The sequence below is a fragment of the Streptomyces sp. NPDC014006 genome, assembly GCF_043088925.1.
Taxonomy (GTDB): Bacteria; Actinomycetota; Actinomycetes; order Streptomycetales; family Streptomycetaceae; genus Streptomyces.
Genome location: NZ_JBICAJ010000007.1, coordinates 335761 through 358235, shown reverse-complemented (window position 1 = coordinate 358235; position 22475 = coordinate 335761). Strand labels below are relative to the sequence as shown.

At 72.0% G+C, this 22475-nt stretch carries 22 protein-coding genes; 14 read left to right on the top strand and 8 right to left on the bottom strand.

Annotated features, from left to right (window positions below; all coding sequences use genetic code 11):
* Positions 1–9 precede the first annotated feature (9 nt).
* Positions 10–192, bottom strand: coding sequence for a ribbon-helix-helix protein, CopG family (locus ACF1GV_RS25015; RefSeq protein ID WP_391684798.1), 183 nt, complete (start codon positions 190–192; stop codon positions 10–12).
* A gap of 154 nt (positions 193–346) precedes the next feature.
* On the opposite strand from ACF1GV_RS25015, the gene ACF1GV_RS25010 reads away from it, so the two are divergent.
* Together ACF1GV_RS25010 and ACF1GV_RS25005 are read left to right on the top strand one after the other, a co-directional pair.
* Positions 347–784 (top strand): MarR family winged helix-turn-helix transcriptional regulator, encoded by a 438-nt coding sequence (locus ACF1GV_RS25010; protein WP_391684795.1) that lies wholly within the window; start codon positions 347–349, stop codon positions 782–784.
* 99 nt (positions 785–883) lie between these two features.
* The gene (locus ACF1GV_RS25005; RefSeq protein WP_391685100.1) at positions 884–2158 is read left to right on the top strand and encodes an MFS transporter; all 1275 of its coding nucleotides are present in this window, start codon (positions 884–886) and stop codon (positions 2156–2158) included.
* 87 nt (positions 2159–2245) lie between these two features.
* Here ACF1GV_RS25005 and ACF1GV_RS25000 read toward each other — a convergent pair whose 3' ends face one another.
* Positions 2246–2767 (bottom strand): GNAT family N-acetyltransferase, encoded by a 522-nt coding sequence (locus ACF1GV_RS25000; protein WP_391684792.1) that lies wholly within the window; start codon positions 2765–2767, stop codon positions 2246–2248.
* A gap of 50 nt (positions 2768–2817) precedes the next feature.
* Here ACF1GV_RS25000 and thpR point away from each other — a divergent pair, with 50 nt between their 5' ends.
* On the top strand, positions 2818–3390 hold the full coding sequence (gene thpR, locus ACF1GV_RS24995) for an RNA 2',3'-cyclic phosphodiesterase (protein ID WP_391684789.1): 573 nt from the start codon (positions 2818–2820) through the stop codon (positions 3388–3390).
* A 143-nt stretch (positions 3391–3533) separates the two neighbouring features.
* Here thpR and ACF1GV_RS24990 read toward each other — a convergent pair whose 3' ends face one another.
* From ACF1GV_RS24990 to ACF1GV_RS24980, 3 genes are read right to left on the bottom strand one after another with little or no spacing between them, the layout of a single operon-like run.
* The gene (locus tag ACF1GV_RS24990) at positions 3534–4529 is read right to left on the bottom strand and encodes an aldo/keto reductase (RefSeq protein ID WP_391684787.1); all 996 of its coding nucleotides are present in this window, start codon (positions 4527–4529) and stop codon (positions 3534–3536) included.
* A gap of 2 nt (positions 4530–4531) precedes the next feature.
* Entirely contained in the window at positions 4532–4735 is a 204-nt protein-coding gene (locus ACF1GV_RS24985) for a DUF397 domain-containing protein (protein ID WP_391684784.1), read from the bottom strand.
* Positions 4732–5496 (bottom strand): Scr1 family TA system antitoxin-like transcriptional regulator, encoded by a 765-nt coding sequence (locus ACF1GV_RS24980; protein WP_391684782.1) that lies wholly within the window; start codon positions 5494–5496, stop codon positions 4732–4734. Before ACF1GV_RS24980 ends, ACF1GV_RS24985 begins: the two co-directional genes overlap by 4 nt.
* A gap of 122 nt (positions 5497–5618) precedes the next feature.
* Between ACF1GV_RS24980 and ACF1GV_RS24975 the strand changes: the two genes are divergently transcribed.
* Positions 5619–6050: a hypothetical protein gene (locus ACF1GV_RS24975; protein WP_391684780.1), complete on the top strand. Its 432-nt coding sequence runs from the start codon at positions 5619–5621 to the stop codon at positions 6048–6050.
* Here the strand turns inward: ACF1GV_RS24975 and ACF1GV_RS24970 are convergent.
* Positions 6022–6165, bottom strand: coding sequence for a hypothetical protein (locus tag ACF1GV_RS24970; protein WP_391684777.1), 144 nt, complete (start codon positions 6163–6165; stop codon positions 6022–6024). The genes ACF1GV_RS24975 and ACF1GV_RS24970 overlap by 29 nt on opposite strands.
* Before the next feature lie 35 nt (positions 6166–6200).
* Positions 6201–6875, bottom strand: coding sequence for an SGNH/GDSL hydrolase family protein (locus tag ACF1GV_RS24965; protein WP_391684774.1), 675 nt, complete (start codon positions 6873–6875; stop codon positions 6201–6203).
* A gap of 121 nt (positions 6876–6996) precedes the next feature.
* Between ACF1GV_RS24965 and ACF1GV_RS24960 the strand changes: the two genes are divergently transcribed.
* Together ACF1GV_RS24960 and ACF1GV_RS24955 are read left to right on the top strand one after the other, a co-directional pair.
* Positions 6997–7965, top strand: coding sequence for a WD40 repeat domain-containing protein (locus ACF1GV_RS24960; protein ID WP_391684771.1), 969 nt, complete (start codon positions 6997–6999; stop codon positions 7963–7965).
* A 181-nt stretch (positions 7966–8146) separates the two neighbouring features.
* The gene (locus tag ACF1GV_RS24955) at positions 8147–9652 is read left to right on the top strand and encodes a cellulase family glycosylhydrolase (RefSeq protein WP_391684769.1); all 1506 of its coding nucleotides are present in this window, start codon (positions 8147–8149) and stop codon (positions 9650–9652) included.
* A gap of 57 nt (positions 9653–9709) precedes the next feature.
* Here the strand turns inward: ACF1GV_RS24955 and serC are convergent, their stop codons facing one another.
* The gene (gene serC / locus ACF1GV_RS24950) at positions 9710–10828 is read right to left on the bottom strand and encodes a phosphoserine transaminase (RefSeq protein ID WP_391684767.1); all 1119 of its coding nucleotides are present in this window, start codon (positions 10826–10828) and stop codon (positions 9710–9712) included.
* 156 nt (positions 10829–10984) lie between these two features.
* Between serC and ACF1GV_RS24945 the strand changes: the two genes are divergently transcribed.
* The 8 genes from ACF1GV_RS24945 (at position 10985) to ACF1GV_RS24910 (ending at position 22464) form a co-directional block, all read left to right on the top strand.
* On the top strand, positions 10985–13903 hold the full coding sequence (locus ACF1GV_RS24945; RefSeq protein ID WP_391684765.1) for an FAD-binding and (Fe-S)-binding domain-containing protein: 2919 nt from the start codon (positions 10985–10987) through the stop codon (positions 13901–13903).
* 83 nt (positions 13904–13986) lie between these two features.
* A complete protein-coding gene (locus tag ACF1GV_RS24940) occupies positions 13987–14952 on the top strand; it encodes a DMT family transporter (protein ID WP_391684762.1) in 966 nt (321 codons plus the stop codon).
* Positions 14953–15177: 225 nt separating this feature from the next.
* Entirely contained in the window at positions 15178–15972 is a 795-nt protein-coding gene (locus ACF1GV_RS24935; RefSeq protein WP_391684760.1) for a TIGR03084 family metal-binding protein, read from the top strand.
* Complete coding sequence (locus ACF1GV_RS24930; RefSeq protein WP_391684758.1) at positions 15969–17651, top strand: acyclic terpene utilization AtuA family protein; 1683 nt, start codon at positions 15969–15971, stop codon at positions 17649–17651. The genes ACF1GV_RS24935 and ACF1GV_RS24930 overlap by 4 nt, the downstream gene beginning before the upstream one ends.
* Positions 17648–17824, top strand: coding sequence for a hypothetical protein (locus ACF1GV_RS24925; RefSeq protein WP_391684755.1), 177 nt, complete (start codon positions 17648–17650; stop codon positions 17822–17824). The genes ACF1GV_RS24930 and ACF1GV_RS24925 overlap by 4 nt, the downstream gene beginning before the upstream one ends.
* The gene (locus ACF1GV_RS24920; RefSeq protein ID WP_391684753.1) at positions 17821–19419 is read left to right on the top strand and encodes an acyl-CoA carboxylase subunit beta; all 1599 of its coding nucleotides are present in this window, start codon (positions 17821–17823) and stop codon (positions 19417–19419) included. The genes ACF1GV_RS24925 and ACF1GV_RS24920 overlap by 4 nt, the downstream gene beginning before the upstream one ends.
* Before the next feature lie 5 nt (positions 19420–19424).
* Positions 19425–21278, top strand: coding sequence for an acetyl/propionyl/methylcrotonyl-CoA carboxylase subunit alpha (locus ACF1GV_RS24915; RefSeq protein WP_391684750.1), 1854 nt, complete (start codon positions 19425–19427; stop codon positions 21276–21278).
* 55 nt (positions 21279–21333) lie between these two features.
* Complete coding sequence (locus tag ACF1GV_RS24910; RefSeq protein WP_391684748.1) at positions 21334–22464, top strand: acyl-CoA dehydrogenase family protein; 1131 nt, start codon at positions 21334–21336, stop codon at positions 22462–22464.
* The last annotated feature ends 11 nt before the right edge of the window (positions 22465–22475 follow it).

The following is a 22475-nucleotide window of genomic DNA, read 5'->3' as shown; positions in this document are numbered from 1 at the left end:
CGATGGCCCTCACGTGAGCCCGTAGAACTTCTCCGTCTCCTCGACGGCGGCCTGGTACCGCTCGTCGAAGTCATCGCGAATGAGCGTCCGGACGACATAGTCCTGGACGCTCATTCCTCTTTTCGCCGCATGGTGCCGGAGCCTTTCGAGCAGCTCCCCGTCTATCCGCAGGCTGAGCACGCTGGTCCCCATGCACACGAGGGTTGCCGCAGCATTCCGGCCGGTGCGTCTCGTTCCGCTCCCGGATCACCCATACGAGTGATTCCGTGCACCAGTGACCGGAGTCACGGGCATACTTCGGCGCGTCCGGCAGTTGTTAGCCAGGGTAATGAGTTACGCTAAGGACATGCCGGACCTCACCCGTGGCGACAACGCGGCCGCCGTGAACTCCCTCCGCTCCGCCGTGATGCGGTTGTCCCGTCGCCTCAAGCACCAGCGGGTCGACGAGTCGCTGAGCCCCACCGAGATGTCGGTGCTGGGCACCCTCTCCCTGTGCGGGAGCGCCACACCCGGCGAGCTGGCCCGCAAGGAGCACGTCCAGCCGCCGTCGATGACCCGCATCGTCGCGCTGCTGGAGGCCAAGGGCCTGGTCCGGCTGGAGCCGCACCCGGAGGACCGGCGCCAGAAGGTCGTCACCAAGACCGAGCAGGCCGAGGTGATGCTCGCCGAGAGCCGCGCCAAGCGCAACGCCTTCCTGGCCGCCCTGGTCGACAACCTCGACGAGGACGAGTGGGCCACGCTGCGCGCGGCCGCCCCCGTGCTGGAGAAGCTCGCACATCTGTAAGCAGTCGGAACAAGGAGGCGAACGCTTTTGAGTACGGGACCCGGAACACCTTCCGCCCCCGGACCAAAGACCACCCACAACCCCCGCCGCTCCTCCTCGATGTTCAGTTCGCTGAAGATCAGGAACTACCGCCTCTTCTTCCTGGGCCAGGTCGTCTCCAACACCGGCACCTGGATGCAGCGCATCGCGCAGGACTGGCTGGTGCTCAGCCTCACCGGCTCCGCCACCGCCGTCGGCGTGACCACCGCGCTGCAGTTCCTGCCGATGCTGCTCTTCGGCCTCTACGGCGGCGTCCTCGTCGACCGGCTGCCCAAGCGCCGCACGCTGCTGTTCACGCAGGCCGCGATGGGCGTCACCGGCCTGGTGCTGGCCGCCCTCACACTCACCGGGCAGGTCCAGGTCTGGCACGTCTACGTCGCCGCGTTCCTGGTCGGCCTCGCCACGGTCGTCGACAACCCGGCCCGCCAGTCCTTCGTCTCCGAGATGGTCGGCCCCGCCCAGCTGCAGAACGCGGTCAGCCTGAACTCGGCGAACTTCCAGTCCGCCCGTCTGGTCGGCCCCGCCGTCGCCGGCCTGATGATCACCGGCGTGGGCACCGGCTACGCCTTCCTCTTCAACGGCCTGTCCTTCGCCTTCACCATCGGCTCACTGCTGCTGATGCGCGCCCGTGAACTGCACGTCGTCGAGCGCGCGCCGCGCGGCAAGGGCCAGCTGCGGGAGGGCCTGCGCTACGTCGCCGGGCGGCCCGAGCTGATCTGGACGATCGCGCTGGTCGGCTTCATCGGCACCTTCGGCTTCAACTTCCCGGTGTATCTGTCGGCCTTCGCCGACGACGTCTTCCACGCCGGTGCCGGCTCCTACAGCCTGTTCAACACCGTCATGGCGGTCGGCTCCCTCGCCGGCGCCCTGCTCGCGGCCCGCCGCGGCACGTCCCGGATGCGGGTGCTGATCGGGGCGGCGCTGATGTTCGGCGTGCTGGAGATGGTGGCCGCGGCGGCGCCGTCGCTGTGGCTGTTCGCGCTGCTGATGGCCCCCATCGGCATGTTCGGCATGACGGTCAACGTCACCGCCAACACCAGCGTCCAGATGACCACCGACCCGGCCATGCGGGGCCGCGTCATGGCCCTGTACATGATGGTGTTCATGGGCGGCACGCCCATCGGCGCGCCCATCGCCGGCTGGATCACCGACACCTACGGCGTCCGGGCCGGCCTCGCGGCCGGCGGCGCGATCTCCGCGGTCGCGGCCACCGGAATCGCCCTCGCCCTGGCCCGCGTGGGCGGGCTGCGCCTCTCGGTCGGCTGGAAGAGCGGCCACCCCGAGGTCCGCTTCGTGCCGCGCGAGCGCAGGGAGGACCTGGCGCCGGCGGCGTGATGCCACGGCCGCCCCGGGACCGTGACGCCACGGGCCGGGGCGGGAGCGGCCGACGCCGGTGACCTGGCCTGATCCAAACGAAAGACCCTAGACCCGGCGGGCCAGCACCAGCCCCGGCCAGTCGTGCTCGCCCACGGTGTACGCCTCGGCCGGGGTGAAGCCGTTGGCCTCGTAGTAGGCCACCAGCCTGCGGTCGCCGCCCGCGTAGCAGTCCACCCGGAGCAGCCCGACGCCCGCCTGCCGGGTCACCTCGGCGGCGTGCGCCAGCAGGACGCTGCCCACGCCGTGCCCCTTGAAGCGGCGGTCGGAGGCGAGCCAGTGGATGTACCGCTCCGGCTCACCGGGCGGCGGCAGGTGGGACAGGTACGCGCCGGGCGCGTCGGTGAGGATGAGGGTGGCGGCCGGCACACCGTCGGCCTCGGCGATGAAGGTGCTGCCCTCGGCCATGTACCGGGCGACCGACTCCACCGTCACGGGGCTCTGCGAAAGGGGCTTGGTCCCCCACTGGCCGGTCCGTCCCTGGGAGGCCAGCCACTCCACACTGCTGTCGAGCATGCCGAGTATCACGGGCAGGTCGCGGGGGGTGCCTTCTCGGACGGTGATCTCCATCCGGCCATGATGCCGGGCGAGGGACGCCCGCCGCCGGGAAAATCGGTGCCATGAGACTCTTCGCCGCCGTCCTGCCGCCCGACGACGTCACCCGCGAACTCGCCGCCGAAGTCGACGCGTTGAAGAGGCTGCCCGGCGCGGACGGGCTACGCTGGACCGGCCGCCCCGGCTGGCACTTCACGCTCGCCTTCTACGGCGAGGTCGGCGACGACGTCGTACCGGAGCTGTCGGAGCGGCTGGCGCGCGCCGCCCACCGCTCCGCCCCCTTCGAGATCGCCCTGCGCGGCGGCGGGCAGTTCGGGCACGGCCGCGCCCTGTGGACCGGCGCGGACGGCGACGTGGACACCCTGCGGCTGCTGGCCGAGCGCGCCGAGGCGGCCGGCCGCAAGTCGGGCGTGGCGATGGGCGAGCACCGCCGCTACAAGGCCCACCTGACGGTGGCCAGGAGCAGGGCGGGCGCGGACGTACGGCCGTGTCTCGCGGCCCTGGACTCCTTCGCCTCCCCGCGCTGGACGGTCGGCGAGCTGGTGCTCATGCGGAGCAACCTGCCGCGCTCGGGCGTCCCGGGCGAGCAGCCCCGCTACGAGGCGGTCGAACGATGGTCACTCGGCGTGTCCGGCTAGGCTCGACGCCGTGGACCCGAAGACCCGAAACCGGATCATGGCCGGTGTGCTCGTGCTGATGTTCGTGGTGGTGATCGTGGCGGCGGTGGCCGGGAAGTAGCCGACCGCCGCCCCGCACGCCTGCCGTAGGCCGCTCGGGCCTGCTACCAGGCGAACGCCTCCGGCGACGGACCCGGACCCGGGAAGATCTCGTCCAGCCCGGTCAGCAGCTCCTCGCTCGGCTCCAGCTCGGTCGCCCTGATCGCCGACTCGAGCTGCTGCGCGGTGCGCGGACCGACGATCGGGCCGGTGACGCCCGGCCGGGTCAGCAGCCAGGCCAGCGCGACCTCGCCCGGCTCCAGGCCGTGCTTGTCGACTAGGTCCTCGTACGCCTGGATCTGCGCCCGGGAGGACGGGTCCTTGAGGGTGTCCGCCGCGCGCCCCGAGGCCCGGCGTCCGCCCTCGGCCTCCTTCTTGATCACACCGCCCAGCAGACCGCCGTGCAGCGGCGACCACGGAATGACGCCGAGACCGTAGTCCTGCGCGGCCGGGATGACCTCCATCTCGGCGCGGCGCTCGGCGAGGTTGTACAGGCACTGCTCGCTGACCAGGCCGATCGTCCCGCCACGCCGGGCGGCGATCTCGTTGGCCTGGGCGATCTTGTACCCGGGGAAGTTGGAGGAGCCGACGTAGAGGATCTTGCCCTGCTGGATCAGGACGTCGATCGCCTGCCAGATCTCCTCGAACGGGGTGGCCCGGTCGATGTGGTGGAACTGGTAGACGTCGATGTAGTCCGTCTGCAGCCGCTTCAGGCTGGCGTCGACGGCCCGCCGGATGTTCACCGCGGAGAGCTTGTCGTGGTTCGGCCAGGGCGCGGCGCCGTCGGCGGCCATGTTGCCGTACACCTTGGTGGCGAGGACGACCTTGTCGCGGCGCCCCTCACCCTTGGCGAACCAGTTGCCGATGATGCTTTCGGTCCGGCCCTTGTTCTCGCCCCAGCCGTAGACGTTGGCGGTGTCGAAGAAGTTGATCCCCGCGTCGAGCGCCGCGTCCATGATGGCGTGGCTGTCGGGTTCGGCGGTCTGGGGGCCGAAGTTCATCGTGCCGAGAACGAGTCGGCTGACCTTGAGTCCGGTGCGTCCGAGCTGCGTGTACTTCATGACTACTCAGCCAACGGCTTGAAGTGCGCTCGAAGCAAGGGGCTGCCGAGGAAGGTCGTCCAGGTGGTGGGGGAGAGGGTGAGGTGGGGGGTCGCGGGGGTCTTGGAGTCGCGGAGGTGGATGGTGGTGGGGGCGATGGCGACCTCTACGCACTCTCCCTCGCCGTCGCTGTAGCTGCTCTTGCGCCAGTGGAGGTCCGTGCTCATAGCTCCCGTGCCACCTCTTCGATCAGCTTCGCGGACTCCTCGGGGGTGAGAGCCTGCGCTCGCAGAATGCCATATTTCCCGAACAGGTCAGCGACGTCGGGCTGTTCGCGTACGAAGTAGCCGCCGCGATGGCCTTCGACGTAGGCGAGCCGGTGCCGGTCGGCGGTCTCCAGCAGGCTCATGCGTCCGGCGAGCCCCGCATGGTCTTCCCGGTGGTGCGGCATCACCTGGATCTCGACGTGCCGAAGCCCGCCGATCTCGAGGATGTGGTGCAACTGCTCCTCGAGCGTCTTCGCGCCGCCCAACGGGCGTGTCAGAACGCTCTCTTCGATGATGTAGCTGATCTGCGGGGCGGGCTTCCGTGTGAAGAGCTGCCGGCGTTCCTGCCGGGACGTGACGCGCTTCTCGATCTCCTCGTCGTCCAGGATGGGACACCGATTGGCGCGGAAGACCGCCCGCGAGTAGGCCTCGGTCTGGAGTGAGCCCGGCACCAGATGGGTCTGGTACACGTGCAGCGCGGCGGCCTTCCTCTCCTCCGCGAGGTAGTCCTCGGTCCAAGGAGGCAGCCTGCTGAACTCCTTCTCGGCCAGGACCAGCAGTGCTCCCTGTGCACCCACCACCCCGTCCGCGATCTCGACGAAAATGCCCCTCGGGTAGCGCTCGCCCCGCTCCACCATCGCCACCTGGGACTTGGAATAGCCGACGTGCTTGCCCAGCCCCTCCTGCGTCAGCCCGGCCCGCTCTCGATAGAACCGCAGCAACGCACCGAACGTAGCCGACCCCCGTTCACCGGAGTACACAACCGCCTCCCCAAGTGCACAGCCCCGCACGGACGTTACGGACCCCTGGTCACAGTATGTGACGACACGCAACCCTTTGCCGCATGAACGAGAGAATCGACGCCCCCTGGATCCCGGCCTGGATCCCCGCCTCCGGTCACGCCCTCCGCCACGCGGGCGTGCACTTCGACGCCGTACGGATCCAAGGTGACCAGGGGGAGTACGTCGCAACGGAGTTGATGGTGTGCACGGACTTCGACGCGGGCCCGGTCATCCGCGAGGTCTCCGGCGACCGGAACCTGTACTTCCTGTTGCCCCCGCACACCGCGTCGGAGTTTCGCTGGCCGCCGGGCGTACGGGCGTTGACCCGCTGTCACGGAACGCTGGCCTACGTGGGTGTACCGGCGCTGAGCGGCATGACGTGGCCGCTGTCATGGCGCTCGGCGCCCTCGCGGAAGGCGCCGTTCGTGGCGGGGGAGCTGCTGCGGGAGGTGGTGGAGGGTGTCGTCAGTCGCGGGGGAAGCCGTCGGTCTTGAGGACGAGGTCCACGACGGTCCCGGTGAGGTCGACGTCGGTGCCGAAGTCCATCACGGTCCTGGTTGCGTAGTCGCCGTCCTTGCGCTCCTCCCCGGCTGCCCCACGAACGGACACAGCCGCGCAGTACAACGATACGCACGGTCACCGTGTCACCGGCAGTACGGCCCGCCGACCCCCCACGCCTGCCACAGTGCCTCCGCGAACGCGCCGGCGATCTTCCGTTCCCCGCTCGCGCTCGGGTGCGTCCCGTCGTAGGTGTCGGTGTGCAGGTCGTAGTCCGCCGGGGGTGAGGCGAGCAGGAGGGGCGAGCCCGGTGTGTCCAGGTCGGCGACGGCCTTGCCCAGCAGCTCGTTGAAGCGGGCGACCTCCGCCGCGAAGGGCGCGTCCGCCGTGGCCCGCACGTTGGGGATCACCGGCAGCACCGCCATCCGCACCTGCCGGTTGGCGGCCCGCGCCCCCTCGACGAACGCCCGCACGTTGTCGGCCGTCTGCTCGGCGTTCGTGTAGAAGCCGAGGTCGATCAGGCCCAGGGAGATCAGCAGGACGTCGGCCCGGTGCTCGCGTACGGCGTCCTCGATCAGCGGCGCCATGTGCAGCCAGCCTTCGCCCCAGCCGGCCAGGTGGGCGCGGGGGAACTCCGGGTCGGCGTAGGCGTAGGAGACGGGCGCGCCCGCGTGCTGGTCGTACAGCGTCTCGCGCGGGCCGACGATCTCGAAGGGGCCGCCGTATGTCGTGCACAGGTGCTGCCACATGCGGTAACGCCAGGTGTGTTCACCGGCGCTGCCGATCGTCTGGGAGTCACCGACGGGCATGAACCTGAGCATCCGCTCATCATGGACGATCCGCACCCGGGCGACCCCCGGGGTGCGGTGTGAAACCGGCCACGGACCAGCCCCGGACCGGCCACGGATCACGCACCGCGGAGCGGGATGGCACGCTGGGGGCATGCGCCGACCGTTCGCCCTGCTCGCCGGGGTCCTGCTCGTGGGTGCGCTCGCCGCGCCCGCCTCCGCCGCCGACGGCGACCAGGGGTTCACCCTCCAGGACCCGCGCATCAAGGAGTCCAGCGGCCTCGCCGCCTCCCGGCTGCACCCCGGGATCTACTGGACGCACAACGACAGCGACGACGGGCCGTACCTGTACGCGGTCGACGGCTCCACGGGCCGTACCGTCGCCCGCCTCACCCTCAAGGGCATCGGCTCGCCCCGGGACGTCGAGGCCATCTCCATCGGGCCCGGCAACGAGATCTACGTCGGCGACATCGGCGACAACTTCGGCGGCCGGTGGCCGTATGTATGGATCTACCGGCTGCCCGAGCCGAAGGAGTTGAAGGACCAGACCGTCAAGGCGACGCAGTACGTCGTGAAGTACGAGGGCGGGCCGCGCGACGCCGAGTCACTGGTCGTCCACCCCAGGACCGGGCGCGTCTACATCATCGACAAGCACGAGGACGGCGGGCACCTCTTCGAGGGCCCCGCCGAGCTGTCCACCTCCGGGAGCAATCTCTTCCGGCCTGTCGCCCCCGTCGACCTGTGGGCGACCGACGCCGCCTTCTCCCCGGACGGCGAACACCTCGTCGTACGCGGTTACTTCGGCGGCATCGCCTACGACTTCGACGGCGGGAAGATCAAGAAGACCGGCCGGCTGGACGTGCCCCTGCAACGGCAGGGCGAGGGCGTCACCTACTCCGCCGACGGCAAGAAGCTGCTCTTCAGCAGCGAGGGCGCCGGGAGCGAGGTCGTCGCCCAGGACGCGCCCGGCGGTTCCGCCGACTCCGGTGCGGGGCACGGGGCGTCGGCTGCGGCCAAGGGCGGTGGGGGCGGACCGAGCATCAGCCTGTCGACCGGTGCCCTGGCCGTGGGCGCCGTCTGCCTCGCCCTGTTCGGGGTGCGACGGCTGTTCCGGCGCGGCTGACCAGGACGCATCCCGCGGGGGCTGTTTCAGGCCATCCCGGCCCCGACGCCGGGGTCTGAACGCGGTCCACGCGGCCATGTCCGCAGGCTTGACGTGTGCATGAGAGTCGCCCTTTCCTGGTGTGTGCGTGGGAGCGCTCCCAATCGCTCGCCCCTCCGACACCCCCGAGAGGAAGCAGCCCATGTTCCGCACCTTACGAAGAGCGCTCTGCGCCGCCGCGGCCGCGCTTCTGCTCCCGCTGGCCGGCGCGCACACCGCGCACGCCGCCGACGCCCCGGGCGCCGGTTACTGGCACACCAGCGGCCGGCAGATCCTGGACGCGGCCGGGCACCCGGTCCGTATCGCCGGTATCAACTGGTTCGGCTTCGAGACGAGCAACCACGTCGTCCACGGCCTGTGGTCCCGGGACTACAAGAACGTGATCGACCAGGTCAGGTCGCTGGGCTACAACACCCTGCGCCTCCCCTACAGCGACGACATCCTCAAGCCCGGCACCATGCCGGACAGCATCAACGTCTCCGGCGGCATGAACGCCGACCTCCAGGGCCTCACCTCGCTCCAGGTCCTCGACAAAATCGTCGCCTACGCCGGGCAGGACGGGCTCAAGGTGATCCTCGACCGGCACCGGCCCGACTCCGCCGGTCAGAGCGCGCTCTGGTACACCGCATCGGTGCCGGAGTCGACCTGGATCACCGACCTCAAGGCACTCGCCGCCCGCTACCGGGGACAGGACACGGTCATCGGCATCGACCTGCACAACGAGCCCCACGATCCCGCCTGCTGGGGCTGCGGCGACACGACGAAGGACTGGCGGCTGGCTGCGCAGCGCGCCGGGAACGCGGTTGTGACCGTCAACCCCGACCTGCTGGTCTTCGTCGAGGGCGTGCAGACCTACAACGGCGTCTCCGGCTGGTGGGGCGGCAACCTCATGGGCGTCGCCCAGTACCCGGTGCAGCTCGACGTGGCGAACCGGGTCGTGTACTCGGCCCACGACTACGCCACCAGCGTCGCCCAGCAGAGCTGGTTCAGCGACCCCTCGTTCCCCGCCAACATGCCCGGTGTCTGGGACAAGTACTGGGGTTACGTCTTCAAGCAGAACATCGCTCCCGTGTGGGTCGGGGAGTTCGGCACCACCCTCCAGTCGCCGGTCGACCAGAAGTGGCTGGCCGCCCTCGCGGACTACCTGAGGCCCACCTCGACGTACGGCGCCGACTCCTTCCACTGGACCCTCTGGTCCCTGAACCCCAACTCCGGTGACACCGGCGGCATCCTCAACAGCGACTGGACCACCGTCGACACCGTCAAGGACGGCTACCTCGCAGCCATCAAGGCGCCGCTCTTCCCGGGCACGGGCACGGGCACGGGCGGCGGCGGTGGGGGCGGCACGCGCGCGTGCAGTGCCACCTACACCGTCACCGACGACTGGGGCAGCGGCTTCAACGCCGAGGTGAAGGTGACCAACACGGGAACCACCGCGCTGTCCTCCTGGAAGGTGACGTGGACCTTCCCCGGGTCCCAGAAGATCACGAACATCTGGAACGCCACCGCCACCCAGAGTGGACAGAGCGTGACCGCCGTCAACGCCGCTCACAACGGGTCGGTACCGGCGGGCGGTTCGGCCGGCTTCGGCTTCGGCGGCGCACCCGGGGGCGCCGGCGTGCCCAGCGTGAGCTGCACGGCGGCGTGACATGCGCGAGGGGCGCCCGGCCGGTGCCGGGCGCCCCTCACAGTCGTACGGGAGTGATCAGAGCTTCTCGATCACGTAGTCGATGCACTTCGTCAGCGCCTCGACGTCCGCCGGGTCGATCGCCGGGAACATCGCGACGCGCAGCTGGTTGCGGCCGAGCTTGCGGTAGGGCTCGGTGTCGACGATGCCGTTGGCGCGCAGCACCTTGGCGACGGCCGCCGCGTCGACCTCGTCGGTGAAGTCGATCGTGCCGATGACCTGCGAGCGCTTGGCCGGGTCGGTGACGAACGGGGTCGCGAACTTCACGTCCTCGGCCCAGCCGTACAGGGTGCGCGCGGAGGTGGCCGTGCGGCGCACCGCCCAGTCCAGGCCGCCCTGGCCGTTGAACCACTCCAGCTGCTGGTTCAGCAGGAAGAGCGTGGCGAGGGCCGGGGTGTTGTACGTCTGGTTCTTGCGGGAGTTGTCGATCGCCGTCGGCAGGGAGAAGAACTCCGGGACGTGGCGGCCGGAGGCGTGGACGCGCTCGGCGCGCTCGATCGCGGCGGGGGAGAAGACGCCGATCCACAGGCCGCCGTCGGAGGCGAAGGACTTCTGCGGGGCGAAGTAGTAGACGTCGGTCTCGGCGATGTCGACGGGCAGGCCGCCCGCGCCGGAGGTGGCGTCGACCAGGACGAGGGAGCCCTCGTCGGCGCCGGCGACGCGCTGGATCGGCATGGCGACACCGGTCGAGGTCTCGTTGTGGGTGAACGCGTACACGTCCACGCCCGCCTCGGCCTGCGCCTGCGGGTGGGTGCCCGGGTCGGCGGAGATGATGGTCGGCTCGTCCAGCCACGGGGCCAGCTTGGCCGCCTTGGCGAACTTGGAGCTGAACTCGCCGAAGCTGAGGTGCTGCGACTTGTTCTCGATCAGACCGTGGGTCGCGATGTCCCAGAACGCGGTGGAGCCGCCGTTGCCCAGGATGACCTCATAGCCGTCGGGCAGCTGGAACAGCTCGGAGATACCCTCGCGCACCTTGCCGACCAGGTTCTTCACGGGCGCCTGGCGGTGGGAGGTGCCCAGGAGGGAAGCACCGGTGGCGGCGAGGGCGTCCAGCGCCTCGGTCCGCACCTTGGAGGGACCCGCGCCGAAACGTCCGTCGGCGGGCTTGATGTCAGCGGGAATCTGGATGTCGGCCACGAGTCGGAGGGTATCGGGTGGGCGAAACCGGACGGAAACGTGTCCGTCCGATGAGACGAGATCGCCAAGCGGTGGACTTGTGGGGTTGTACGACTGAAAGGGTGCCGCTGTGGACACCTTTCGGTGACTGTCGGTGATCGGATGCATCCTGGACGCATGACGGATCTGGCAGGGCTTCAGATGCTGCGGGCCGAGCTGCGACGGGCCGTCCGGGGCGAGGTCGGTTTCGATACGACCGCCCGGGCGCTCGTGACCATGGACGCGTCCAACTACCGGCGCGTCCCGCTCGGCGTGGTCGCGCCCCGGGACGCCGACGACGTGGCCGCCACGCTGGAGATCTGCCGGCGGCACGGCGTGCCGGTCGTCGCCAGAGGCGGGGGCACGTCGATCGCGGGACAGGCGACGGGCACGGGCGTGGTCCTGGACTTCACGCGCCACATGAACCGGCTGCTCGACCTCGACGCGGGCGCGGGGACGGCGGTGGTGCAGCCGGGGCTCGTGCTGGACCGGCTCCAGGAGGCCGCCGCGCCGCACGGACTGCGCTTCGGCCCGGACCCCTCCACCCACAGCCGCTGCACGCTCGGCGGGATGATCGGCAACAACTCCTGCGGCTCCCACTCGGTGGCCTGGGGCACCACCGCGGACAGCGTGCGCGAACTGGACGTGATCACGGCACGTGGGCAGCGGCTGCGGCTCGGGCCGGGCTGGGCGGGCGCCCCCGAGGGCCTGCGGGAGCTGGTGGACGGGGAGCTGGCGCGGCTGCGGACCGGCTTCCCGGAGCTGCCCCGGCGTATCTCCGGGTATGCGCTGGACGCGCTGCTGCCGGAGAAGGGCGCGGACGTGGCGCGCGCCTTCTGCGGCAGCGAGGGCACCTGGGGCGTGCTCACCGAGGCGGTCGTACGGCTGGTCCAGGCGCCGCCCGCCCGCGCGCTGGCCGTGCTGGGGTACGCCGACGAGGGCGCCGCCGCCGAGGCCGCCGCCGGGCTGCTCCCGTACGGGCCGCTGACCGTGGAGGGCATGGCGGCCGACCTGGTGCCCACGGCGGCGGGGCTGCCGCGGGGCGGGGCGTGGCTGTTCGTGGAGACGGGCGGCGGGTCGCCGGACGAGGCACGCGCGCGTGCGGAGGCGATTCTGCGCGCGGCGGACGTGCTCGACTCCCTGGTGGTGACCGATCCGGCCGGGCAGCGGGCGCTGTGGCGCGTCCGGGAGGACGCGAGCGGTACGGCGACGAGGATGCCGGACGGCTCGGAGGCGTGGCCCGGCTGGGAGGACTGCGCGGTCCCGCCGGCCCGGCTGGGCCCCTACCTGCGGGACTTCCGCGCGCTGCTGACCGCCCACGGACTGCGCGGCACGCCGTACGGGCACTTCGGGGACGGCTGCATCCATGTCCGCATCGACTTCGACCTGCTCACCGAGTCGGGCATCGGCCGCTTCCGCCGCTTCTCCGAGGAACTGGCCCACCTGGTGGTCGCGCACGGCGGCTCGCTGTCCGGGGAGCACGGCGACGGGCAGGCCCGCGCGGAGCTGCTGCCGGTGATGTACGGCGCGGAGATGGTGTCGGTGTTCGAGCGGGCGAAGGCGGTGTGGGACCCCGACGACCTGCTCAACCCCGGCATGCTGGTCCGCCCCGCCCCCCTGGACACCAACCTGCGTTTCTCGGTCCTCCCGCGCCAGCCCGTGGACGTCTCCTTCGGCTACCCGGCCGACGACGGCGACTTCTCCGCGGCGATCCGCCGCTGCGTCGGGGTCGCCAAATGCCGTACGACGACGGTGGCCGGGCCGGCCGTGATGTGCCCGTCGTTCCGGGTGACGGGGGAGGAGGAGCACTCCACGCGCGGACGGGCCCGGCTGCTGCACGAGATGCTCGCCGGTGAGGTGATCACCGACGGCTGGCGGTCGACGGAGGTGCGCGAGGCACTCGACCTGTGCCTGTCCTGCAAGGGCTGCCGCTCCGACTGCCCGGTGGGCGTCGACATGGCCACGTACAAGGCGGAGTTCCTGCACCACCATTACGCCGGCCGGCGCCGGCCGGCGGCGCACTACACGATGGGGCGGTTGCCTCGGTGGCTGAGCTGGGTGGCGTCACTGCGCGCGGCGGGTGCGGTGAACGCGCTGGCGTCGGTGCGGCCGCTGGCCCGGCTGGGCAAACGGCTGGGCGGCATCGCGGACGAGCGGGAGATACCGCGGGTGGCCCGGGAGACGTTCAGCCGGTGGTGGCGGGGTCGGCCGCAGCGCACCGCCGGGGGCGGCGACCTCGTCGTGCTGTGGCCGGACACCTTCACCGAGCATCTGGCGCCCTCCGTCGGCCGGGCGGCGGTGCGGGTGCTGGAGGCGGCCGGGCTGCGGGTGGTGCTGCCGCCGACCCTGCGGATGCGCGGGCGGCCCGTGGGGGACGGGCGGTCGCGCTCGGCGGCAGCGCTGCTGACGGCCCGCCGGGGCCGGGTGTGCTGCGGGCTGACCTATGTCTCCACCGGCCAGCTGGACGAGGCGCGCGCGGTGCTGCGGCGCACGCTGGAGCTGATGGCGCCGGTGCTGGAGACGGGCGCGCCGGTCGTGGTGCTGGAGCCGAGCTGTGCCGCCGCCCTGCGCGGCGACCTGCCCGAGCTGCTGCACGACGATCCGCGGGCCGCCCGGCTGGCGAAGCGGGTGGTGACCTTCGCGGAGGCCCTGGAGCGGTACGCCCCCGACTGGACACCGCCGGTCCTGGACCGCCCGGTGACCGGCCAGACCCACTGCCACCAGCACGCGGTACTGGGCGACACGGCGGACCGCCGGCTGCGCGAGGCGGCCGGGCTCACCGGGGAGCTGAGCGGCGGCTGCTGCGGGCTCGCCGGGAACTTCGGATTCGAGCGCGGCCACTACGAGGTGTCGGCGGCGTGCGCGGAGGAACAGCTGCTGCCGTCGGTACGGCAGGCGCCGCAGGACGCGGTGGTCCTGGCCGACGGGTTCTCCTGCCGGACGCAGCTGGAGCAGCTCGGCGGGGTGCGGGGACGACACCTGGCGGAGGTGCTGGCGGCAGCGCTGGACAGGCATCCTTCCCTCCGGGACAGTGGCAAGAGGGCTTCACGCCCCTGACGAAGTCCATTACGATGGACTCAACAGTCCATCACAGTGAACATTGATGGAGCCCTCCCGCCGCACAAGCACCTGGACCGCCCGTGACCCGCCCCGACACCGCACCCTCCGCGTCGGTGACGTCCGCCGCCACCGCGACGACCCCCGAAGCCGCCCTCGCCACGGCGGCAGCCGTCCCGCAACCCCGCCGTATCGACTCGCTCGGCCCCGTCGGTCTGGTGCTGGCCGGCGGCATCTCGGTGCAGTTCGGCGGCGCCCTCGCGGTGACGCTGATGCCGCGGGCGGGCGCCCTCGGTGTGGTGTCGCTGCGGCTGCTGGTCGCGGCCGTGGTGCTGCTGCTGGTCTGCCGGCCCCGGCTGCGCGGCCACTCCCGCGCCGACTGGGTCACGGTGGTCGCCTTCGGGATCGCGATGGCCGGCATGAACGGCCTGTTCTACGAGGCCGTCGCCCGCATCCCGCTGGGCCCGGCGGTCACCCTGGAGGTGCTCGGCCCGCTGGCCCTGTCGGTGCTGACCTCCCGGCGCGCCCTCAATCTCGTCTGGGCCGGGCTGGCGCTCGGCGGCGTCTTCCTGCTCAGCGGCGGCGGGTTCGGTGACCTCGATCCGGTGGGCGTCGCGTTCGCGCTCGGGGCGGGCGCGATGTGGGCGACCTACATCACCTTCAGCGCGCGCACCGGGCGCCGCTTCCCGCAGGCCGACGGGCTGGCGCTGGCGATGGCCGTCGGCGCGGTGCTGTTCCTGCCGCTGGGCATCGCCGAGGCCGGCTCGCGACTCCTCGACCCGGTGACCCTCGGGCTGGGCGCGGCGGTCGCGCTGCTGTCCTCCGTCCTGCCCTACACCCTCGAACTGCTCGCGCTGCGCCGCCTGCCCGCTCCCACCTTCGCCATCATGATGAGCCTGGAGCCCGCGATCGCCGCCACGGCGGGCTTCCTGATCCTCGACCAGGCCCTCTCCCCGATCGAGGCGGTCGCCATCGCCCTGGTCATCGCGGCGAGCATGGGGGCGGTGCGGACTCAGGTGGGGCGGGGGAAGGCCGCGCACAACGCGTAGACACGTGTAGGCGCCGTCCGTGGGGGCCGGTCGGCCGGCCTGCTTCTCCCGCACCGGCACGTGCTGCCGGCTCTCGCCGGTGAAGGGGTCCCAGCCGTCCCGGCGGGCGCGCAGCCGCAGCCCCGCGAGCCGGGCCGTCAGGTCCAGTTCCGGGCCGCACGTACGGGCGGAAAAAATCATGCAAGCATGCTTGATTGTTTCTCTGCCCGCTGCCATGCTCCCCCCATGTCAGATCCGACGCCCGTGATCGACGACCTGCGCGACGAGAGCGACGAACTCGACCGCTTGGTGGCGCAGTTGAGCCTCGAGCAGTGGGCCCTCCCCACCCCGGCGCCCGGCTGGACCGTCGCCCACCAGATCGCCCACCTCGCCTGGACCGACCGCTCGGCCCTGTGCGCCGTCACCGATGAGGACGGCTTCCGCGCCCTGGTCGAGCAGGCCCTGGCCGCGCCGGACACCTTCGTCGACGAGGGTGCCGCCGAGGGCGCCGCCCTCCCGCCGACCACTCTCCTGCAGCGCTGGCGGGAAGGCCGTACCGCGCTCGACAAGGCGCTGCGCACGGCCCGGCCCGGCGCACGGTTCCCCTGGTACGGCCCGCCCATGGCCGCCGCCTCGATGGCCTCCGCGCGCCTGATGGAGACCTGGGCGCACGGACAGGACGTGGCCGACGCGCTCGGAGTGCGGCGGCAGCCCACCGCCCGGCTCCGGCACGTGGTCCGGCTCGGCGTGCGCACCCGGGACTTCGCCTTCGGCGTGCGGGGGCTGCCCGTACCCGCCGAAGAGTTCCGCGTCGAACTGCGCGCCCCCTCCGGCGACCTGTGGACCTACGGCCCCGAGGACGCGCCGCAGCGCGTCACCGGCCCCGCCCTCGACTTCTGCCTGCTGGTCACCCAGCGCGCCCACCGCGCCGACCTCGCCCTGCGCGCCGAAGGCCCCGACGCCGACGCCTGGCTCGGCATCGCCCAGGCCTTCGCCGGACCGCCCGGCCCCGGCCGCCCGTCGCGGGAAGGCCCCCGATGAGCGTGCTGCGCATCGGCAACGCCTCCGGCTTCTACGGCGACCGCTTCGACGCGATGCGCGAGATGCTCACCGGCGGCGACCTCGACGTCCTCACCGGCGACTACCTCGCCGAACTGACCATGCTGATCCTCGGCCGTGACCGGCTGAAGGACCCCGCCGCCGGATACGCCCGCACCTTCCTGCGCCAGCTGGAGGAGTGCCTGGGCCTCGCCCGCGAACGCGGCGTCCGCCTGGTGGCCAACGCCGGCGGCCTGAACCCGGCCGGACTCGCCGACGCCGTCCGCGCGCTCGCCGGCCGGCTCGGGCTCCCGGTGCGCGTGGCGCACGTCGAGGGCGACGACCGCACCGCGCACCACCCCGGCAGCCTCGCCGCGCACGCCTACCTCGGCGGCCACGGCATCGCCGCCTGCCTGCGCGCGGGCGCCGACATCGTGGTCACCGGGCGGGTGACGGACGCGGCACTGGTCACCGGTCCGGCCGCGGCCCACTTCGGATGGCAGCCGCGGGACTACGACCGCCTCGCGGGCGCGGTCGTCGCCGGACACGTCCTGGAGTGCGGGGCACAGGCCACCGGCGGCAACTACGCCTTCTTCCGCGACGGCGGCCGGGACGTGCGCCGCCCCGGCTTCCCGCTGGCCGAGATGCACGCCGACGGCAGCAGCGTGATCACCAAGCACCCCGGCACCGGTGGCTTCGTCGACGCAGGCACGGTCACCGCGCAACTGCTGTACGAGACGGCGGGCGCCCGGTACGCGGGACCCGACGTCACCGCCCGGCTGGACACCGTACGACTGAGCCAGGACGGACCCGACCGGGTGCGGATCGAGGGGGTCCGCGGCGAGGCGCCGCCGCCCACGCTCAAGGTCGGCGTCAACCGGCTCGGCGGCTTCCGCAACGAGGTCGTCTTCGTGCTGACCGGCCTGGACATCGAGGCGAAGGCGGCACTCGTGCGCGAACAGCTCTCCGAGGCACTGGCCAAGTCTCCACCGGAAGAAGTCCGTTGGGACCTGGTCCGCACCGACCGGGCCGACGCGGACACCGAGGAGACGGCGAGCGCCCTGCTGCGGCTCGTGGTGCGGGATGCGGATCAGCGGGTCGTGGGACGGGCGCTGAGCGGGGCGGCGGTGGAGCTGGCGCTGGCCAGTTACCCCGGCTTCCATGTGCTCGCGCCACCGGGAAAGGGCTCGCCCTATGGGGTCTTCGAGGCCGCGTACGTCCCACAGGAGGCCGTCGAGCACGTGGCGGTGCTGCACGACGGGCGGCGCGTGCCCGTGCCGGGGCCGGGGGAGACGGCCGCGTTGTCGCCGGTCGCGGAACCGGACCTTCCTGATCCGCTGCCCTCGGGACCGGTGCGACGGGCCCCGCTGGGACTGGTCGCCGGGGCGCGCAGCGGGGACAAGGGCGGGGACGCGAACGTGGGGGTGTGGGCGCGGTCGGAGGAGGCCTGGCGGTGGCTGGCGCACGAGCTGACGGCCGAACGGTTCCGGCAGCTGATCCCCGAGAGCGCGGACCTGCCCGTCACCCGGCACGTGCTGCCGAACCTGCGCGCCCTGAACTTCGTCGTCGAGGGTCTCCTCGGCGCCGGCGTCGCCGCCCAGCACCGCTTCGACCCGCAGGCCAAGGCCCTCGGCGAATGGCTGCGCTCCCGCCACCTCGACATCCCGGAGGCCCTGCTGTGACCGCCGACCTGTCCGCCGGTCCGGCCGGCGGCTTTCCCACCGGCCTGTCCGCCGGTCTGTCCGTCGGCCTGCTCGCCGGCCCGTCCGTATCCCCCCGGCCCGTATCCACACCGCCCGTATCCGCCCTCCCCGCATCCGCCCTGTCCGCCGACCTCCCGGAGGCTGTGCTGTGACGGTTCTGCCCTCCGCGCTGGACGTGAAGAGCCCCGACCACCGGGCCAACCGCGAGGCCATGCTCGCCAAGCTCGCCGCACTCGACGCCGAGCACGCCAAGGCGCTCGCGGGCGGCGGCGAGAAGTACGTCGCACGGCACCGCGGGCGCGGCAAGCTGCTCGCCCGAGAGCGCATCGAGCTGCTGCTCGACCCCGACACACCCTTCCTGGAGCTGTCCCCGCTGGCCGCCTGGGGCAGCGACTACACCGTCGGCGCGTCCCTGGTCACCGGGATCGGCGTGGTCGAGGGCGTGGAGTGCCTGATCACCGCCAACGACCCGACCGTGCGCGGCGGCGCCTCCAACCCCTGGTCGCTGAAGAAGGCCCTGCGCGCCAACGACATCGCGCTCGCCAACCGGCTGCCCTGCATCAGCCTGGTGGAGTCCGGCGGCGCCGACCTGCCCTCGCAGAAGGAGATCTTCATCCCGGGCGGCGCGATCTTCCGCGACCTGACCCGGCTGTCGGCGGCCGGCATCCCGACGATCGCCGTCGTCTTCGGCAACTCCACGGCCGGGGGCGCCTACATCCCCGGCATGTCCGACCACGTGATCATGGTCAAGGAGCGGGCGAAGGTGTTCCTCGGCGGGCCGCCGCTGGTGAAGATGGCGACCGGCGAGGAGAGCGACGACGAGTCGCTCGGCGGCGCGGAGATGCACGCGCGCGTGTCGGGCCTCGCCGACTACTTCGCCGTCGACGAACCCGACGCCCTGCGGCAGGCCCGGCGCGTGGTCGCCCGCCTCAACCACCGCAAGGCGTACCCGGAACCGGGCCCGGCCGAGCCGCCCAAGTACGACGCCGAGGAGCTGCTCGGCCTCGTCCCCGGCGACCTGAAGACCCCGTTCGACCCGCGCGAGGTCATCGCCCGGATCGTGGACGGCTCCGACTTCGACGAGTTCAAGCCGCTGTACGGCACGAGCCTGGTCACCGGCTGGGCGGCCCTGCACGGCTATCCCGTCGGCATCCTGGCCAACGCCCAAGGCGTGCTGTTCAGCGCCGAGTCGCAGAAGGCCGCCCAGTTCATCCAGCTCGCCAACCAGCGCGACATCCCGCTGCTGTTCCTGCACAACACCACCGGCTACATGGTCGGCAAGGAGTACGAGCAGGGCGGGATCATCAAACACGGCGCGATGATGATCAACGCGGTGTCCAACTCCAAGGTGCCGCACCTGTCGGTCCTGATGGGCGCCTCTTACGGCGCCGGGCACTACGGCATGTGCGGGCGGGCCTACGACCCGCGCTTCCTGTTCGCCTGGCCCAGCGCCAAGTCCGCCGTCATGGGCCCGCAGCAGCTCGCGGGCGTGCTGTCGATCGTCGCCCGCCAGTCCGCGGCCGCCAAGGGACAGCCGTACGACGAGGAGGCGGACGCGGGCCTGCGCGCCCTGGTGGAGCAACAGATCGAGTCCGAGTCGCTGCCGATGTTCCTGTCCGGGCGGCTCTACGACGACGGCGTCATCGACCCGCGCGACACCCGCACCGTCCTCGGCCTGTGCCTGTCCGCCCTGCACACCGCGCCCTTCGAGGGCGCGCGCGGCGGCTTCGGCGTCTTCCGGATGTGAGGAACATGATCCAGACCCTGCTCGTCGCCAACCGGGGCGAGATCGCCTGCCGGATCGTCCGCACCTGCCGCGGGCTCGGCATCCGGACCGTCGCCGTCCACTCCGACGCCGACGAGAATGCCCTCCACGCGCGCGTGGCGGACACGACGGTACGGCTGCCGGGAGCGGCGGCCGCCGAGACGTATCTGCGCGGCGACCTGATCGTGAAGGCCGCGCTCGCGGCCGGCGCGGACGCCGTGCACCCCGGCTACGGCTTCCTGTCGGAGAACGCCGACTTCGCGCGTGCCGTCCTCGACGCCGGCCTGACCTGGATCGGGCCGCCGCCCGAGGCGATCGAGGCGATGGCGTCCAAGACGCGCGCCAAGCAGCTGATGGGGCTCGAGCCGCTGCGGGAGGTCACCGAGAGCGACCTGCCGGTGCTGGTGAAGGCCGCCGCGGGCGGCGGCGGGCGCGGGATGCGGATCGTGCGCCGCCTGGAGGAGCTCCAGGGCGCGCTGGAGGGGGCGCGCGCCGAGGCGGCGAGCGCGTTCGGGGACGGCGAGGTCTTCGTCGAGCCCTACCTGGAGAACGGCCGCCACGTCGAGGTGCAGATCCTCGCCGACACCCACGGCACGGTGTGGCCGCTCGGCACCCGAGACTGCTCCCTCCAGCGCCGCCACCAGAAGGTGATCGAGGAGGCCCCCGCGCCGGGGCTCCCGGCCGCACTCACCGAGGAACTGCACGCGCTGGCCGTACGCGCCGCGCGCGCCGTCTCCTACGTCGGCGCCGGCACCGTCGAGTTCCTGGTCGCCGACGGACGAGCGCACTTTCTGGAGATGAACACCCGCCTCCAGGTCGAACACCCCGTCACCGAAGAGGTCTTCGGACTCGACCTGGTCGCCGAGCAGATCCGCGTGGCGGAGGGTCACGCCCTCGCCGTGGAGCCGCCACGCGCGCGTGGCCACGCGGTCGAGGCCCGCCTCTACGCCGAGGACCCCGCCCGCGACTGGAGCCCGCAGACCGGCACCCTGCACCGCCTCGCCGTCCCGGACGGCGTCCGCCTGGACACCGGCTTCACCGGCGGCGACGACATCGGCGTCCACTACGACCCGATGATCGCCAAGGTCGTCGCACACGCCCCCACGCGCGCGGAGGCGGTCCGCGCCCTGGCCGGCGCGCTGGAGCGCACCCTCGTCCAGGGCCCGGTCACCAACCGCGACCTGCTCGTACGCTCCCTGCGCCACGAGGAGTTCACCTCCGCCCGCATGGACACCGGCTTCTACGACCGCCACCTCCCCGCGCTCACCGCACCGGCACACGACCCGCTCGCCCCGCTGGCCGCCGCCCTCGCCGACGCCTGCGGCCGCTCCCGCTTCGGCGGCTGGCGCAACGTGCCCTCCCAGCCGCAGGTCAAGCGGTACGCCGTGGCGGGGGAGGAGCACGAGGTCCGCTACCGGCACACCCGCGACGGGCTGGCCGCCGAGGCGGACGGGGTGCGGGTGGTGCGCGCGCAGCCGGACCGGGTCGTGCTCGAGAAGGACGGTGTGCGGCGCGGATTCGACGTCGCCCGCCACGGCGACCAGGTGTGGGTGAACGGCACCGCCCTCACCGCCCTGCCCCGCTTCCCCGACCCGGCCGCCCAGCACGCCCCCGGCTCCCTGCTCGCACCGATGCCGGGAACGGTCGTCAAGATCGCCGACGGTCTCGTCACCGGATCGAGTGTCCAGGAGGGCGAACCGATCGTCTGGCTCGAAGCGATGAAGATGCAACACCGCATTTCCGCACCGGTCCCGGGAGTCCTGACGGCCCTCCCGGTGACCGAGGGACAGCAAGTGGAGGTCGGCACGCTCCTGGCCGTCGTCGAGGGAAGCGCCCCGTAAGGGGCGCGGGGAACTGCGCGAGCGACCACCCACCACCCGCACCCGGAGGACGACCATGACCACCCTCATCGAACCGGCGGAGCACACGGCCCTCCGCGAGGCAGTCGCAGCCTTCGCCGCATCGCACCGAGACGCCGCGACGGTATGGCAAGACGCGGCCAAACTCGGCTACATCGGCGTCAACCTCCCCGAGACCTACGGAGGAGGAGGCGGCGGCATCACCGAACTCTCCCTCGTCCTGGAAGAGCTCGGCGCCGCCGGCAACCCCCTGCTGATGATGATCGTCTCCCCGGCGATCTGCGGCACCGTGATCGCCCGCTTCGGCACCGACGCCCAAAAGCAGGAGTGGCTGCCCGCCCTCGCCGACGGCACCCGCCTCATGGCCTTCGGCATCACCGAGCCCGACGCCGGCTCCAACAGCCACCGCATCACCACCACCGCCCGCCGCGACGGCGACAGCGGGGACTGGCTGCTCACCGGCCGCAAGGTGTTCGTCTCCGGCGTGGACATCGCGGACGCGACCCTCATCGTCGGCCGAACCGAGGACGCCCGCACCGGACGCCTCAAGCCCTGCCTGTTCATCGTCCCGCGCGACACACCCGGCTTCACCCGCCGTCAGATCGACATGGAACTGAACGCCGCGGAGAAGCAGTTCGAGCTGGTCCTGGACGACGTACGGCTGCCCGCCGACGCGCTCGTCGGCGACGAGGACGCCGGACTGCTGCAACTGTTCGCCGGACTGAACCCGGAGCGGATCATGACGGCCGCGTTCGCGATCGGCATGGGCCGCCACGCGCTCACGAAGGCGATCGCGTACGCCCGCGAGCGCACGGTGTGGAGCACCCCGATCGGCGCCCACCAGGCCATCGCCCACCCCCTGGCCCAGGCCCACATCGACCTCGAGCTGGCCCGGCTGATGATGCAGAAGGCCGCCCATCTCTACGACGCGGGGGACGACGCCGGGGCCGGGGAGGCCGCCAACATGGCGAAGTACGCGGCCGGGGAGGCCTGCGTGAAGGCCGTCGACCAGGCGGTGCACACCCTCGGCGGCAACGGCCTCACCCGGGAGTTCGGCCTCGCGAGGTTGATAACGGCGGCGCGAGTGGCTCGTATTGCCCCGGTGAGCCGGGAGATGATTCTGAACTACGTTTCCCACCAGACCCTGGGCCTGCCCAAGTCGTACTAGGCGACCGCACT